This is a genomic window from Sphingobium psychrophilum, from assembly GCF_012927105.1.
Taxonomy (GTDB): domain Bacteria; phylum Pseudomonadota; class Alphaproteobacteria; order Sphingomonadales; family Sphingomonadaceae; genus Sphingobium; species Sphingobium psychrophilum.
Genome location: NZ_JABBFV010000007.1, coordinates 185662 through 202320 on the forward strand (window position 1 = coordinate 185662; position 16659 = coordinate 202320).

Below are 16659 nucleotides of genomic sequence, written 5' to 3' on the forward strand. Positions count from 1 at the left end.
CCATGTATCGCTACGACAGCTACGACCAGTCCATCGTCGACGCCCGCGTCGAGGAATTTCGTGACCAGGTACAACGCCGCCTGACTGGCGCACTGACTGAGGACCAGTTCAAGCCATTGCGGCTTATGAACGGCCTCTATCTGCAACTCCATGCCTATATGCTGCGCGTCGCCATCCCCTATGGCACACTGAGCGGCAAGCAGATGCGCAAGCTGGGCGAGATCGCGGCCAAGTATGACAAGGGCTATGGCCATTTCACCACGCGCCAGAACCTGCAATATAACTGGATCAAGCTGGCCGATGCGCCCGACATCCTGGCCGAACTGGCGACCGTCGAAATGCACGCGATCCAGACCAGCGGCAATTGCATCCGCAACATCAGTTCCGACCAATATGCCGGCGTTTCCGCCGACGAGGTGGCGGACCCCCGCCCCTGGGCCGAATTGCTGCGCCAATGGTCCAGCTTCCACCCCGAATTCACCTATCTGCCGCGCAAGTTCAAGATTTGCGTGATCGCCGGCGACGATGATCGCGCCGCGATGAAGCTGCACGATATCGGCCTAAAGCTGGTCGAGCGCGACGGCAAGATCGGCGCGGAAGTCTATGCCGGTGGTGGCATGGGGCGCACGCCGATGGTTGCGCCGCTTATCAATGACTTCATGCCCGAAGATGAGATTATTTCTTATCTGGAGGCCTGCCTGCGCGTGTACAACCGCTATGGCCGCCGCGACAACAAGTATAAGGCGCGGATCAAGATCCTGGTTCATGAGATCGGCGTCGAAGAATATAAGCGCCAAGTCGAGGAAGAGTTTGCGCATATGCGGACGCTTGGCCTCAACCCGCCGGTCGAGGAACTGGACCGCATCCGCGCCTTCTTCGCGCCGCCCGCCTACGACACCGGCCTGTCCGAAGATATCGACCGCGCCGACCCGGCTTTCGCTTTGTGGGTCGATCGTCAGGTCGCCGCGCACAAGGTGCCCGGCTATGCGATCGTCAATATCAGCCTGAAGCCGCTGACCGGCATCCCCGGTGACGCGTCGGCAGAGCAGATCGAACTGGTCGCGACACTGGCCGAGCAATATTCGCTCGACGAACTGCGCGTCACCCATGCGCAGAATCTGGTCCTGCCCCATGTGAAGAAGGCGGACCTCTACGCCATCTGGCAAAAGCTGGAAGAGGCCGGGCTGGCCGAGGCCAATCTCGACCTCATCACTGATATCATCGCCTGCCCCGGCCTGGACTATTGCGCGCTCGCCAACGCCCGCTCGATCCCGCTGGCGCAAAAGATCGCGCAGCGGTTCGCCGCAGCGGAGCGTCAGGCGGAACTGGGCGAACTGAAGGTCAAGATTTCGGGCTGCATCAATGCCTGCGGCCATCATCATGCCGGCCATATCGGCATATTGGGCGTCGACCGGCGCGGGGTGGAGAATTTCCAGTTATCGCTAGGCGGATCGGGCGCGGAGGATACGTCGCTGGGCCAGATCACCGGCCCCGGTTTCTCGGAGGACGGCGTGGTCGACGCGATCGAAAAGGTCACCGACCTCTATCTGGCAGAGCGGGAGAGCGGAGAACGCTTCCTCGACACCTATCGCCGTCTCGGCATGAAGCCCTTCAAGGAGGCTATCTATGGTTGAGTTCCTGTCCTTCCGCGATGGAGAAGCCACGCAGGAACCCTCCGTCACGGTCGAAGCCTTCACCGGCCAGACCAACTCGACCGCCGTTCGGATCGAGGCGGGTGAGGATGCGCGTGAATTGCTGCCGCATCTTGATCGGCTGTCGCTGGTTGAGGTGAATTTCCCGGCTTATGGCGACGGGCGCGGCTATTCCGCGGCACGTATCCTGCGGGAATCGGGCTATCAGGGTGAATTGCGCGCGGTGGGCGACGTGCTGGTCGACCAGATCGTCGCCATGCGCCGCTGCGGTTTCGACAGTTTCCATCCCGCCAAGCCGCTGGACGACGACGCCGTCGATCGCGCGCTCAATCGCTATGCCGACGTCTATCAAAAGGCGATCGATGGCCGTACCCCGGTTTGGGCGAAACGGCACCCGGAGACGACCAATGGCTGAACCTGCCCGTCAGATCGACCTGATCGACGCCCGCCCCGCCTTTACCCAGGCACAGGCCGACGCGCTCAACGCGCGGTTCGAGGGCGTCGACACGATCACCATGCTCAAGACCGTGTTTGCAGAAGGGCTTGCCGGCAACGTCGCCGTCGTTTCTTCCTTCGGCACGGAAAGCGCGGTGCTGCTCGATCTGGTGGCGAAGGCTGACCCGACCGTCCCGGTGATCTTTGTCGATACGCTCAAAATGTTCGCCGAGACGCTCAACTATCGCGACACGCTCATCAAGCGGATGGGCTTTACCGACAGCCGCACGGTCGCGCCGATCGCAGACGTCATCGCAAAGAAGGATGAGACGGGGCTGCGCTGGTCCTACGACCCCGACGGCTGCTGCGAAATCCGCAAGGTCGAGCCGATGAAGCGCGCCAAGGACGGCCTGGACGCCTGGATTTCGGGCCGCAAGGCGTTCCAATCTGTCACGCGCCAGAACCTGCCCCGGTTCGAGGTAGAGGACTGCCGCCTGAAGCTCAACCCGCTGGGCGACTGGAACAAGGCCGAGTTGGAGGCCTATTTCGAGGCCGAGAATCTGCCCCGCCATCCGCTGGAAGCGCAGGGCTATCTGTCGATCGGCTGCGAACCCTGCACGTCCAAGGTGATGCCGGGCGAAGACCCGCGCGCGGGCCGCTGGCGCGGCTGGGACAAGGTGGAATGCGGCATCCATTCGCCGGTCACTCCGATCCCGGTTATCGATCCCGAAGATCCGGCCAACCAGCCGGTCTTCTGATCGACCCCGTCCAAACATAGGTCGGGAGCGTGCGCCTTGCATGATGGCGTACTCTCCCTCCGCCGCATTTTGCCCCCTAACAATCGTCGCGCGCCATCCCCATATGCCTATAACGGCATAGGACCGGGGCGGCCTCGCTTCGACCTGAACCCTTATGTCGGTCGAACCTGGGTTCGATGATTTTCCAAAAGGCTGGAAACACCTGCACCGCATCGGTCGATCGACCCGATGCGCGTCCGATGGAGTACGCCCTGCATGATCGCCTATCTCATCCTCGTCCATCGCTTTCCCGAGCAATTCAAGCGCATGTTCCAGGCCATCTATGTGCCGGGCAACCAATATCTGATCCATGTCGATCAGCGGTCAGGGCCAGATATGACGGCCGATATCGCCGCCTTCCTCAACCCCTATATCAATGTCGCCATGTTGCCTTCGCGCAAGATGCTGTGGGGCGGCTACAGTCTGGTCGACGCTGAATTGCGCGGCATGGCCAAGCTGTTGGAGATGAATGCGGACTGGCGCTATTTCATCAACCTGAGCGGCCAGGATTTTCCGCTAAAATCGCAGGCCTATATCGCCGACTACCTGGCCAGCCATGACGGCACGGAGTTCATCCGCAACGTCCCCCAGCAGGCTGTCCGCCCCGACACGATGAATCGCCTCAGCCATTATTTCGTCGAAGCCTTCAACCGCATCGTGCGGACCGGCGTGCGACGCCGTGCGATGAGCGGGATCACCCCCTATATCGGTACGCAATGGAAGGCGGTCACGCGCGAATTTTGCGCCTTTGCCTGTCACAATCCTGCCGCGCGGCGCTTCAAGCAATTTTATCGCCGGACGCTCATCGCCGATGAAGGCTTTTTCCAGACGCTGATGATGAACGCCTTTCCCGGCGGCAAGGTGGTCAATGACGACCTGCGCACGATCGACTGGATTCCTGATGGCGACATCAAGCTGCGCCCCCGCACCTTCGTCACCCGCGACGCGCTGCGACTGACGCTCAGCCCCGACCTGTTCGCGCGCAAATTCGATGCGCAGGAGGACAGCCATATCCTCGACCTGCTCGAAGCGCATCTCTTGACGCCCGCCGCCAATACGCTGCCTGCGCCCGGCGAACCCCACGCAACATTGTTACAAGCCTCTGGACGGATCGCCTCGCCGGCTTAAGAGTCTCCTTTATCGAGAGATAAGGGAGTAACCCATGGACCGTCGCGCTTTCCTGTTTTCCACTGGTGCCGTCGCGCTCGCCGCCGCTGCCCCGCGCGCTCTGGCGCAGGGTAGCGACGACGCGCGCCTCTCCGCCGCCTTCTCCGCCATTTTCGAGCGGCAACTGGACCTGTCACCCAGCTTCGTCACGAGCCTGGGCCTCGACAAGGGCGCGCGTGCGGGGGCCAAGAGCCAGCTCGACGACAATAGCAAGTCGGCGATGCTGAAAAAGCTGGCCGCTACCCAGGCCGCGATCAAGGAACTGGACAGCTATAAGACCGCCAGCCTGTCCGATGCGCAGCGGCTCAACCTTGACGTCATCCTCTATGCGCTGGACCAGCAGACCGTCGCCCCGGCCAAATTCGGCTTCAACAGCGCGGTGCGCCCCTATCGGATATTCCAGCAGGGCGGCAGTTATTTCTCGACGCCCGATTTCCTCAACACCGCCCACACCATCAACGCAGCCTCCGATGGCGATGCCTATGTCGCGCGGCTGGACGCCTTCGCCCGCAACCTGCGCACTGACACGGCGCTCCAGCGGGACGAGGCGGCGCGCGGCTATCTGGCACCGGGCTGGTCGCTGGACCTGACGCTGGGTCAGATGAAGAAATTGCGCGCGCAACCGGCCGCTGACAGTTCCATGGTGCAGTCGCTGGTCAAGCGCGCCGCGGCCAAGGGCATTGTGGGCGACTGGCACGCGCAGGCGGCAGCGGTGGTGGAAAAATCCATCTATCCCGCACTGGACGATCAGATCGCCGCGATCGAGGCTTTGAAGAACAAGACCGCGGCCGGCGACGGCGTGTGGCGCACCCCGCGCGGTGACGAAATCTACGCCGCTGCGCTCAAGAGCGCGACCACGACCGACCTGTCCGCCGACCAGATCCACGCCATGGGGCGGGAACAAGTGGCCGATATCAGCGCGCAGCTCGACGCCATTCTGAAGGGTGCGGGCTATGCCAAGGGCATGATCGGCGAGCGGCTGGCCGCGCTGAATGCCGAACCGTCGCAGCTTTATGCCGATAGCGCCGAGGGGCGTTTGGCGCTGCTGGCCCAGCTCAACCGCGATGTCGACGCGATGAAAGCCAAACTTCCCAAGGCCTTCACCACCATTCCTGACACCGCGCTGGAAATTCGCGCGGTGCCGGTTGAGATTCAGGATGGCGCGTCCAACGGCTATTATAACCGCGCCGCGCTCGACGGGTCGCGCCCTGCCATTTATTTCATCAACCTGAAAGACGTCGGCGACTGGCCGAAATATGGCCTGCCGGCACTGACCTATCATGAAGGCGTGCCGGGCCATCATCTCCAGATCTCGACCGCGCAGACGGCGGGCGATATCCCGATGCTGCGCAAGACCGCGTTCATGAGCGCCTATAGCGAGGGTTGGGCGCTCTATGCCGAGCAGTTGGCGGACGAACTGGGCGGTTATGCGACGCCGCTCGATCGCGCCGGTTATCTCCAGTCTTTCCTGTTCCGCGCGGCGCGGTTGGTGGTCGATACCGGTATCCATGCGAAGAAATGGGATGTGAAGCAGGCAACCGATTATATGGTGGAGAAGACTGGCTTCGCCCGCCCGCGTTGCCAGCGGGAGGTCGAGCGCTATTGCACCCAGCCGGGCCAGGCGACCAGCTACAAGGTCGGTCATGGCGTCTGGACCAAGGCCCGCGCCGATGCCCAGGCAACGCAGGGTAAGGCGTTCGATCTCAAGCAGTTCCACGCCATCCTTGAGGAAGGCGCGATGCCACTGTCGATGCTGGAGAAACGGGTCGCCGCGCGGGCGAGGGGATAGCATATTCCGTTTGTTTCGAGCGAAGGTGAGAAACGGGAAGCGCGGTGTCGTTCGCTTCTCGACTTCGCTCGAAGCGAACGGACCTAGTTAGCGGGATTCGTAATCCAAATCCTGATAACTATCGTCCGCAACGTCCGAGAATCGCGTGATCTTCGCATCGAACTTCATGCGGATGCGGCCGGTGGAGCCGTGGCGCTGCTTGGCGATAATCACTTCGGCGAGGCCGTAGATCCGCTCCATATTTTCTTTCCATGTCGCATAAGCCGCCTCGTCGTCGGGCTTGGGCTCCTTGGCGGCTTCGTAGTAATCCTCGCGGAACACGAACCACACCATGTCCGCGTCCTGCTCGATCGAGCCGGATTCACGCAAGTCGGACAGTTGCGGGCGCTTGTCCTCACGCTGTTCGACCGCACGGCTGAGCTGCGAGAGCGCCAGCACCGGGACATGCAATTCCTTCGCCAACGTCTTCAAACCACGCGAAATTTCCGAAATTTCGTTGACGCGATTTTCGTTGCCGCGGCCAGTGCCCTGGAGCAGTTGGAGATAATCGACGACTATGAAGCCGATATCGTGGCGACGCTTCAAACGCCGCGCGCGGGTACGCAGCGCGGCGATGGTCAGGCCCGGCGTGTCATCAATGAACAGCGGCAATTCCTGCAACTCCCGTGCGGCGCGCGACAGGTTCTGGAAGTCCGCCCGGCTGATCTTGCCCATGCGCAGCGCTTCACCGCTGATGCCCGACTGTTCGGCCAATACGCGGGTGGCGAGCTGGTCCGCCGACATTTCGAGGCTGAAGAAGGCGGTCTTGGCCCCCATATTCTTTTCGGCCGGAATACCGTCGGCATTGTCGCGCAGCCAGCGGGACGCGGCGTTGTACGCGATGTTGGTCGCCAAAGAGGTCTTGCCCATGCCCGGTCGCCCGGCCAGGATCATCAAATCGGAATTGTGCAGACCACCGATCTTGGCGTTCAGGCTGTTGATGCCGGTGGTGATCCCTGACACATGGCCGCCGCTGTTGAGCGCGCGTTCCGCCACCTGCACCGCCGCGGTGGAGGCCATGAGGAAGCTCTTGACCGAACCGCCCTCACCCTCGCCCTCCGACACTTTGTAGAGTGCGACTTCGGCCGCCTCGATCTGCTCGCGCGGGTTGACCGACTCGCTAGTATCCAGCGCATTTTCAACCAGTTCGCGGCCGACAGCGACTAGTTCCCGCAGCAGCGCCAGGTCATAGATCTGGGTCGCGAAATCGCGCGCGCCGATCAGCGCCGCGCCATTGCCGGTCAGTTGCGCCAGATAGCCCGCCCCGCCCAGCTCCTTCAAGGCCGGGTCCATGTCCAGCATGGGCTTGAGCGTCACCGGATTGGCGATCATGTCCTTGTCCAGCAGGCGCATGATCGCGTCGTAGATGCGGCCGTGCAGCGGTTCGAAAAAATGTTCAGCCTTGATCTTGAGCTGCACATCCTCGGCAATGCGGTTGTCGATCATGATCGCGCCCAGCAGAGCGGCTTCGGCCTCCACATTGCGCGGCAATTCGTTGCCGGCATTTTCGGCGGGATTGATTTTCAGCAGTTCGACCATGGCCTCTCTTTCCTCTGCGCGCGCGCACGGCGCAAGGGCCAAGGCGGAAACCATCTGTGGATAAGTCGCGCTTGCTTTTCGCCGCGCGCCGCCGCACTGACTATCCGCTTCACCATGGCCGATCCGCGCATCATAGACATCCAGCTGGACCAGCGCACGATCCTGTGGCGCAACGCCGACGTGGAGCAGGAACGGCGCATCGCGATCTTCGACCTGCTGGAGGATAATCACTTCGCGCCGCAGCGGGTTCATGCCGATGGCTATGCCGGCCCCTACAAGGTCGTGCTGCGGGTCGAGGACGGACGGCTGGTGATAGAGATCAACCGGAAGGACGATACGCCGCTGGAGGCGATCATCCTGGGCCTGGGCCGGTTCCGCCGCCCGATCCGCGAATATTTCGCCATTTGCGACAGCTATTATCAGGCGATCAGCAACGCATCCCCGCAGCAGATCGAGACGGTGGACATGGCCCGGCGCGCCATCCACAATGACGCAGCGGAGATGCTGAAGGAGCGGCTGGAGGGCAAGATCGAAGTCGATTTCGATACCGCGCGCCGGCTGTTCACGCTGATCTGCGTGCTGCATATCAAGGGGTAGGACGATCAGGGTTGTGACTTTGGGGGGCCTGCTGGTCCGCATCGGTGCGGGGCTGGCGGTGGTCGCGGCGCTGGCGCTGGGGCTATGGCTTTATGCCCGCGCCTGGGCACCCAGTCGCGACCAATATCCCGTTCAAGGGGTTAGCATCAGCGCCGACAATGGTCCTGTCGATTGGGGCACGCTGGCGGCGCAGGGCGCGGACTTCGCCTATATCCGCGCCGCCGATGCGGCCGACCGGCGCGACCCCGGCTTTGCCGCCAACTGGCGCGCCGCGCGTATCGCCGGGCTACGCTATGGCGCGCTGCTGGAGTTCACGCCCTGCCGCCTCGCGATGGACCAGGCGACCCGCTATATGACCACCGTGCCGCGCGACAATGCCGCGCTGCCGCCGGTCATCCGCCTTGCCTTCTCCCCCGCCTGCACGGCGCGGCCAAACCGCGACCTGCTATTGTCGGAACTCAATACGCTGGTGAACCTGATCGAGGGTCATGCCGGCAAGACGGTCCTGCTCAACGTGACCGAGGATTTCGACAAGGCCTATGACATAGGGTCCGGCATCAACCGGACTTTGTGGCTGGACGGTAATTTCTTCCCGCCAGACTATGCGACCAAACCATGGGTGATGTGGACAGCCAGCGACATGCGACATATCGACGGCGTCGATGGTCCGGTCCGGTGGAATGTGGTGGCGCCCTGATGCACGATGAACAGCGAGTTGGACAGTTGATCGAGGCTGCGCGGAATGCGATGGCCCATGCTCATGCGCCCTATAGCCGCTTTGCCGTGGGCGCGGCGGTGCGGCTGACCGATGGCAGCATCGTCACCGGCTGCAACTTCGAAAATGCGAGCTACGGCCTTTCGCTCTGCGCCGAAACGGTCGCGCTGGCCACCGTCAACGCGCAGGGTCGTTTCGCTGACGTAACGGAAATCGCCGTGGTCGGCGGCGCGATGGATGGAGGGGAAGAGGCGCTCGTCACCCCCTGCGGCCGGTGCCGCCAGATCATGAACGAGGCCGAACAGATGGCGGGCCGCACGCTCGCCATCTACTGCGCCACGCCCAGCGGCGACCGCATCCTCGACCTCACGGTCGCAGACCTCCTCCCCCATGCTTTCGGTCCGGCGGACCTTGGCATCGGCCCTACGAAAAAGAGCTGACACGATATGGCCATTCTTTCCGACAAATGGATTCGCGAACAGGCATTGGCGACCAACATGATCGAGCCGTTTGTGGAGAGCCAGCGGCGCGAAGGCTGCATCAGCTATGGCCTGTCCTCCTATGGCTATGACGCGCGGGTGGCGGACGAGTTCAAGATCTTCACCAATGTCGACAGCACGATCGTCGACCCGAAGGATTTCGACCCCAAGAATTTCGTCGATCGCCAGACCGACTGCTGCATTATCCCGCCCAACAGCTTTGCGCTGGCCCGCACGGTCGAATATTTCCGCGTGCCGCGCGACGTGCTGGTCATTTGCCTGGGCAAATCGACCTATGCGCGGTGCGGCATCATCGTGAACGTCACGCCGCTCGAACCGGGCTGGGAGGGGCATGTGACGCTGGAATTTTCCAACACCACACCGCTGCCCGCGAAAATCTATGCCAATGAAGGCGCCTGCCAGTTCCTGTTCCTCCAGGGCAACGAACCGTGCGAGGTCAGCTATGCCGACCGCGCGGGCAAATATATGGGCCAGCAGGGCGTGACATTGCCCCGCCTGTGATGCGACACTCCACGCCATGAACTTTTGGCGCAGGGCAAAGCGCGGCACGCCGCCGCCCGATATCGGCGACCGGCGCGTCTATGCGATCGGTGACGTGCATGGCTGCGCCGACCTGCTCGACGCGCTGCTGACGATGATCGCGCAGGACGACAAGGACCGTCTGCGCAAGCCGATCAGTCTGATCCTGCTGGGCGACCTGGTGGATCGCGGCCCGCAATCCCGCGCTGTGGTGGAAACGGTGATGGCGCTGACGGGGTCGGGCGGCGATGTCCGCTGCCTCAAGGGCAATCATGAGGAAGCCTTTATCCTCGCCGCGCGCGGCGACCTGCGCGCCCTGCCCCTGTTCCGGCGCATGGAGGGCGAGGCGACCCTGGCCAGCTATGGCCTGGACCCTGCCCTGTTCCGCGTCATGACCGATGCCGAACTGGCAGACTGGATGGAAAGCCATGTGCCGCGCGCCCATGTCGATTTTTTGGATGCCCTGCCCGACAGTATCGCGATCGGCGACTATCTGTTCGTCCATGCCGGCATCCGCCCTGGCGTGCCGATCGACGATCAGATGCCGGCTGACCTGCGCTGGATCAGGCAGGAATTTCTGGCGCATCGCGGCCGTCATCCCAGCATGATCGTCCATGGCCACAGCATCAGCGAGGATGTGGACGAACAGGCCGGCCGGATCGGCATCGACACGGGCGCCTTTCTGTCCGGCCGCCTGACCGCGCTGGGGCTGGAAGGGACAAGCCGCTGGACACTCCAGACCGGGCCATGACCTGTGCTGTCCAGGCGACAATATTGGACGGACGTCACATTTTGTGAAAATTCGATAGCGGTGCAGCCGTCATCCTTCGTTGGAAGGGGGTGGAACGGCAGGGAATGCCGCTACATTCAGGGGAACAGACAATGCATATTCGCCATGCCGTGGCGGGGATAGCCCTCGCCATCTGCCTCGTCTCGCCTACGCAAATCCTGGCGGCCGCTACGCCGGATGCCACGCTGATCCAGCGCCACAAATTCGACATCCATGTCCAGCCGCTCAGCAGCGCGCTACGCGAATTGTCAGCCCAATCGGGCGTGCGCATTCTCTTCCCTTATGACGAGGTCGCCGCGATCCGTAGCCGCCGCATCCAGGGCTGGCTGTCGACCCAGGATGCGCTGGCCCGGTTGCTGGCCGGCACCGAATTGACATCCACCCCAGCGGGCGCAGGCGTGATCGCACTGGCCGCCCCCGCCAATCGCAGCGCCGCGCGCCGTAATCCACTGGCGCTGCAATATGCGCAGGCCAGCCTGCCGGGCACCGGCGCGCAGGCCATGGCGATGGCCCCCGCCCCCGAACCGATCGAGGATGCGACGCCGATCATCGTCACCGGCACGCGCACGACCAACCGCACCGTCGCCGAAAGCCTGGCACCGATCGACGTGTTGGGCGCGAAGGATCTGGAAACGAGCGGCAAACAGTCGGTGCGCGATCTGCTCGGCACGCTGGTCCCCTCGATCAACGTGTCCAACAATGGCGCGGGCGCCAGCTGGGCGGTGCGCACCCTGTCGCTGCGCGGGCTGGGCGGCGACCAGTTGCTGGTGCTGGTGAACGGCAAGCGTCGCCACAATACTGCGACGCTGTTCATCAACGGATCGGTCCAGAACGGCCAGTCGCCGCCGGACCTGGACCTGATCGCCGGTAACGCGATCCAGCGAATCGAAGTGCTGCGCGATGGCGCGTCGGCGCAATATGGATCGGATGCGATCGCGGGCGTCGTCAATATTATCCTGAAGAACGACACATCGGGTGGCGCGGCGCTGACCCTGGGCAGCACGGCCGACAATGGCGGCTGGCAGGGGCGCTGGCAGGTCGACAAGGGCTTCGCCCTGGGTCAGGACGGTGGTTACATCCACCTGTCGGCCGATGGCGTGCTTCAGGACAATACGATCACGAAGAGCAGCCCGATCACCGGGCAATTTTATCCGACCGGCGACCCGCGCAACGCCAATCCCAATCGCATCCGCGCCAAATATGGCCAGCCACAGGTGATCGGCGGCAATCTGGGCTATGATGCGATGATGCCGGTGGGCGACAGCCTCGAACTCTACAGTTTCGGCACCTATTCCAAGCGTCATGCCGCCGGTTGGCTGACCTATCGCACGCCGCAGGCTGCCAATAATATTCTGGAAATCTATCCTGAAGGCTATATCCCGCGCATCCACGTTTATGACGAGGATTTTCAGGTCGCAGGCGGCCTCCGCGGCGAAGTGGGCGGCGGCGTCCATTTCGACCTCAGCACCAGCTACGGGCAGGATGAGGTCAAATATTCTCAGACCACCTCGCTCAATCCCTCGCTTGGACCGGCAAGCCCGACCCGTTTCTACCTCGGCAAGCTGCGCTCCGACGAATGGGTCAGCAACCTGGACCTCAGCAAGGAATTCGACATCGGCCTGGCGGGGCCGCTCTCGGTCGCGGTGGGTGGCGAATATAAGAAGAACAAGTTCGTCATCAGCCCCGGCGATCCGGTGTCCTACATCAATGGCGGCTATATCTTCCCGGCTGGCGGCTGGCGTGGCGGCACCTTTGCCAGCGGCATCGGATCGCAGGGGGTCATCGGCTTCACGCCCGAAGGATCGGGCAGCTGGAGCCGCGACAATTGGAGCGCCTACGCCAATATCGAAGGCAAGATCATCGAAGGCGTCGAATTCGGTCTGGCCGGGCGGCATGAGGATTATTCCGACTTCGGCACCACCGATACGGGCAAGGCGTCGCTGCGCATCGAACCCGTCAGGGGCATCGCCATCCGTGGCACGGCCAGCACCGGCTTCCGCGCGCCCACGCTCCAGCAGCAGCATTATAATTCGTCCAGCACGATCGGCGTGGTCATCGACGGGGTCAGTCAGTTGCGCCCGGTGGTCGCGCTGCCGGTCGATAGCGCCGCGGCGCAGGCGCTCGGCGCCGTGGCGCTCAAGCCCGAAAAATCGACCAGTTTCTCGGCGGGTCTGGTGCTGACGCCCCTGCCCAACTTCAACCTCACCGTCGACGCCTACCAGATCAAGGTGAAGGACCGCATATTGCTCAGCGGCACCCTGTCGGGCGCAGCCGTCGTCAATATCCTGAACGCCAATGGCTATGCCGGCAATTTCGGCGCGCTCATCTTCTCCAACGCAGCGGACACGCGGACCCGCGGCCTGGATATCGTCGCCACCCATCGCGCCAATCTGGGCGGCCTTGGCAATCTGACCAGTTCGCTGTCGGCCAATTTCAACAAGACCATCTTCACCCATATCGATCCCCCGCCAACGGGTGGCAGCGGCGTCTCCTTCGTCGCGCGCGACCGCCAAGGGGACCTCAGCGAAGGTACGCCGCGCAACAAGTTCATCGCCAACTTCCTCTGGGAAACCGGCGCATTCAACGCCAATCTGCGCGCTACCCGCTTTGGCAAGGTCACGCAGCGCGCGGCGTTGCCGGTGCTGCATACCGCCGACTGGATGTCCTGCTCGGCAGTGTCGGCGACCTGCACGTCGGGCTTTGCCGACGAGGAGCTGAAGCCCAAGACGATCCTCGATCTTGAACTCGGCCACAAGCTGGCCAAGGGCGTCAAGCTGTCCATCGGCGCGAACAATCTGCTCAACACCTATCCTAATAAGCTCAAGCCGGTGAACCAGCTCGCCGGCAGCCTTTACAATGGCTACGCCCCCTATGGCATCAGCGGCGGCTTCTATTATGGCCGGTTCAACCTGGAGTTCTAATATGACGAAGACAGCAGGATTGAACCGGCGCGAGGCGATTGCGACGGGCGGGATCGGTTTGCTCGCGGCGGGCAGCGCAGGGTCGATAGCGCAATCGGGGGGGACGCAAAGCCCCGGCGCCCCCGCCGCCGGCAAGGAGACGATGGTGACGGTCGAAGACTGTACCAACGTCGCCCTGGCGCTGTCGCCCGATGGCAAGCGCATAGCCTTCGACCTGCTGGGCATATTGTGGACCCTGCCGGTCGGGGGCGGGCCGTTGAAGCGGCTCACCGGCGACTTCGACGATCTGGCCCAGCCCGACTGGTCGCCCGACGGAAGCCGCATCGCCTTCCAATCCTATCGCACCGGCCATTTCCACATCTGGTCGATCGCGGCGGACGGTGGCGAGCTGCGCCAGCACACGGACGGCCTGCTGGACGATCGCGAACCGCGCTGGTCGCCCGATGGCAAGACGATCGCCTTTTCCAGCGACCGGGCGGACGGCCGCTACGCGATCTACCTGCTCGACGTTGCCAGCGGCCAGGTCACGCCTTTGTCGAAGGGCACGACCAACGACAGCGAACCGGCCTGGTCGCCCGACGGCAAGCGCGTCGCCTATGTCGCGGGCGGAACGAAGCTGGTCGCGGTCGATATCGCCAGCGGGGCGGTGACGGAGGTGGCGTCCGTCACGCCATCGGCAGACCGGTTCAACCCGTCGGCCATCATGGCCCCCGCCTTCGCGCCCAATGGTGCCATCGCCTATACCCGCGTCCAGCCCGGATCGATGACGCTGGTCATGGACGGCAAGGATGCGGTGGTGGGCGAGGATCTCTATCCCTTCCGCCCCGCCTTCGCCAAGGACGGCGCGATCCTTTATGGGTCCGATGGCAAGCTGCGCAGTCTGAAGGCTGGCAAGGCGAGCGTCATCCCCTTCCAGACGCAAGTCCCGGTCACCACGCCCAGCTATCGCAAGAAGACCCGCGACTTCACCTCCACCGCGCCAAAGCCGGTGGTCGGCATCGCTGCGCCCATGCTCTCGCCCGATGGCAGGAGCATCGTGTTCGCCGCGCTCAACGACCTTTATGTCATGGTAGTCGGCGGTGCGCCCAAAAGGATCGTCGGCGACGGCTTCCATAAATGCGATCCCGCCTGGTCGCCCGATGGCAAGACCATCGCTTATTCGTCCGACCGCGGCGGCACGCTCGACCTGTGGCTGCATGACGTCGTCACAGGCAAGGAGCGCCAGCTCACCAACATCCCCGACAAGGCGGTCGCCTGGGGCAGTTGGTCGCAGGACGGCAAGATGATCGCATTCCTCGACCAGGACGGCGCACTGCACACGGTCGATGTCGCGACCGGCACCGTCACCAAGCGGTTCGATGCGCTCTGGGAGCCGGGCCGTCCCAGCTTCGGTCCCGATGGCAAGACCATCGCCTATGCCGCCTTCAAGCCCGTCACCGGCCGCTATCGCGAAGGTGCCAGCCAGATACTGACCGTCGATCTGGCTACCGGCAAGGGCACTTACCGCCCAGTGTTCGAGGGCAAGTCGCTTGGCACCCGCGGGCATGATGGCCCGATCTGGTCGCCCGACGGCAAAAGTATGGCGTTCGTCTTCGCCAGCACGCTCTGGGTCGCGCCGGTCGCGCCGGACGGCAGCTTTACCGCCGCGCCCAAGCAGATCAGCACCGAAGTCACCGACGCGCCAAGCTGGAGCGGCGATGGCAGCAAATTGCTCTATCTCAGCAACGGCAAGCTGCGCATCGTAGCCGCCAACGGCGACGCGGCGCAGACCGTGCCCTGTCGGCTCAGTTGGGCCAATGCCAAGCCTGCGGGTCGCACCATCATACGGGCTGGCAAGGTCTGGGACGCCCTCTCCGCCGATTATAAGACGCAAGTCGATGTCGTGCTGGACGGCAATGTCATCAGCGCCGTCACGCCGCGCGGCGCGGGTGCATCCGACGCCAACGCCAAGATTATCGATGCGCCCGACCTTACCCTGATGCCGGGCCTGATCGACATGCATACCCACCGGCAGATGGCGGGTTATGGCTATGGCGACCGGATGGGCCGGCTTTGGCTGACGATGGGGATCACCGCGACCCGATCGCCCGGTTGCCCCGCCTATCATATGGTCGAGGACCGGGAGGCGATCCAGAGCGGCAAGCGCATCGCCGCGCGCCACTATGCTACCGGTGAGGCGATCGACGGCGGGCGCATCTTCTATAATTTCATGCGCCCCGTGACTGAAAAGGGGCAGATGGCGCTGGAACTGGAGCGCGCCCAGGCGCTCGATTATGACATGGTCAAAACCTATGTCCGTCTGCGCCACGACACGCAGAAGGAGGTGGTCGACGCCTCTCACAAGATGGGGATGCACCTGTCGTCCCATTATCATTATCCCGCCCTGCACAGCGGCATGGATTGCATGGAGCATACCGGCGCGACCAACCGCTATGGCTATTCGCGCACCATCACCTCGCTGGGCGGCGGCTATCATGACGTCAACGACCTGTTCGCGGCAGCCAAGGCGGGGCGCACACCGACCCTGTTTGCGGCTACGTCCCTGTTGGGGCTGGACGACGGCTTTACGCGCGATCCGCGCATCACGACGCTCTATCCGCAATGGGAATATGACAAGCTGCTCGCGCGGGTGAAGGCGATGGCGGGCGACGGCGGCAAGCCGATGCTCGCGTCGCTGGAACGGCAGGTTGCGCAGATCAAGATGACGCTGGCGGCGGGATGGCATCCCTTTTCCGGCACCGACGCGCCGATCGACCTCACCGCGATCAGCCTGCACCTCAACATGCGCGGCATGGTGAAGTTCGGCATCTCCCCCTATGAGGCGCTGTTGATGACGACCCGCTGGAGCGGCGAGTTTCTGGGCGAGCCAGTCGGTCGGATCGAGCGCGGGATGCTGGCCGACCTGATCCTGGTCGAAGGCGATCCACTGAAAGACGTCGCCGCCGTCGCCAACGTGAAACAGGTGATCGCGAACGGCGTCGTCCATACGCCCGAAGCGCTGATGGCGCCCTTCGTCAACGCCAAACCGCAGGCGGCGGCGAGCAAGATGCTGCCGATGCTGGCGGACGTCCATCAACATTATTGGTGGCATGACGCCGAATATGTCGAAAGCAGCCGTGCGGCCTGCTGCGCGGGTCATGCGGTGGCGCATGCGTAGGTAACATTGCGGCGTGCTCGCGACTGTGCGGGAGCACGCCGC

Annotated in this window: 13 protein-coding genes; 12 read left to right on the top strand and 1 reads right to left on the bottom strand. The window is 63.3% G+C overall.

Features of this window, described 5'->3' with window-relative positions:
* The first annotated feature begins 2 nt into the window (after positions 1–2).
* From HHL08_RS12080 to HHL08_RS12100, 5 genes are all read left to right on the top strand, one after another.
* Complete coding sequence (locus HHL08_RS12080) at positions 3–1634, top strand: nitrite/sulfite reductase (RefSeq protein ID WP_169573419.1); 1632 nt, start codon at positions 3–5, stop codon at positions 1632–1634.
* Positions 1627–2067, top strand: a complete 441-nt coding sequence (locus HHL08_RS12085) for a DUF934 domain-containing protein (RefSeq protein ID WP_169573420.1) — start codon at positions 1627–1629, stop codon at positions 2065–2067. Before HHL08_RS12080 ends, HHL08_RS12085 begins: the two co-directional genes overlap by 8 nt.
* The gene (locus tag HHL08_RS12090) at positions 2060–2845 is read left to right on the top strand and encodes a phosphoadenylyl-sulfate reductase (RefSeq protein WP_169573421.1); all 786 of its coding nucleotides are present in this window, start codon (positions 2060–2062) and stop codon (positions 2843–2845) included. The genes HHL08_RS12085 and HHL08_RS12090 overlap by 8 nt, the downstream gene beginning before the upstream one ends.
* Positions 2846–3100: 255 nt before the next feature.
* Positions 3101–4012 carry a beta-1,6-N-acetylglucosaminyltransferase gene (locus HHL08_RS12095; protein WP_169573422.1) on the top strand — a complete coding sequence of 304 codons (912 nt, stop codon included), beginning with the start codon at positions 3101–3103 and terminating at the stop codon, positions 4010–4012.
* A 34-nt stretch (positions 4013–4046) separates the two neighbouring features.
* On the top strand, positions 4047–5840 hold the full coding sequence (locus HHL08_RS12100; RefSeq protein ID WP_169573423.1) for a DUF885 domain-containing protein: 1794 nt from the start codon (positions 4047–4049) through the stop codon (positions 5838–5840).
* Positions 5841–5927: 87 nt separating this feature from the next.
* On the opposite strand, the gene HHL08_RS12105 is transcribed toward HHL08_RS12100, so the two are convergent.
* Positions 5928–7418, bottom strand: coding sequence for a replicative DNA helicase (locus HHL08_RS12105; protein ID WP_169573424.1), 1491 nt, complete (start codon positions 7416–7418; stop codon positions 5928–5930).
* Positions 7419–7532: 114 nt separating this feature from the next.
* Here HHL08_RS12105 and HHL08_RS12110 point away from each other — a divergent pair, with 114 nt between their 5' ends.
* From HHL08_RS12110 to HHL08_RS12140, 7 genes are all read left to right on the top strand, one after another.
* A complete protein-coding gene (locus HHL08_RS12110) occupies positions 7533–8015 on the top strand; it encodes a UPF0262 family protein (protein WP_169573425.1) in 483 nt (160 codons plus the stop codon).
* Positions 8016–8028: 13 nt separating this feature from the next.
* Positions 8029–8712: a GH25 family lysozyme gene (locus tag HHL08_RS12115; RefSeq protein WP_408021775.1), complete on the top strand. Its 684-nt coding sequence runs from the start codon at positions 8029–8031 to the stop codon at positions 8710–8712.
* Positions 8712–9170, top strand: coding sequence for a cytidine deaminase (locus HHL08_RS12120; RefSeq protein WP_169573426.1), 459 nt, complete (start codon positions 8712–8714; stop codon positions 9168–9170). The genes HHL08_RS12115 and HHL08_RS12120 overlap by 1 nt, the downstream gene beginning before the upstream one ends.
* Positions 9171–9176: 6 nt before the next feature.
* Positions 9177–9731 carry a dCTP deaminase gene (gene dcd, locus HHL08_RS12125; RefSeq protein ID WP_169573427.1) on the top strand — a complete coding sequence of 185 codons (555 nt, stop codon included), beginning with the start codon at positions 9177–9179 and terminating at the stop codon, positions 9729–9731.
* A 16-nt stretch (positions 9732–9747) separates the two neighbouring features.
* A complete protein-coding gene (locus HHL08_RS12130) occupies positions 9748–10500 on the top strand; it encodes a metallophosphoesterase family protein (RefSeq protein ID WP_169573428.1) in 753 nt (250 codons plus the stop codon).
* A 131-nt stretch (positions 10501–10631) separates the two neighbouring features.
* Positions 10632–13460, top strand: coding sequence for a TonB-dependent receptor plug domain-containing protein (locus HHL08_RS12135; RefSeq protein WP_169573429.1), 2829 nt, complete (start codon positions 10632–10634; stop codon positions 13458–13460).
* Between the two features lies 1 nt (position 13461).
* Positions 13462–16617, top strand: coding sequence for an amidohydrolase family protein (locus tag HHL08_RS12140; protein WP_169573430.1), 3156 nt, complete (start codon positions 13462–13464; stop codon positions 16615–16617).
* The last annotated feature ends 42 nt before the right edge of the window (positions 16618–16659 follow it).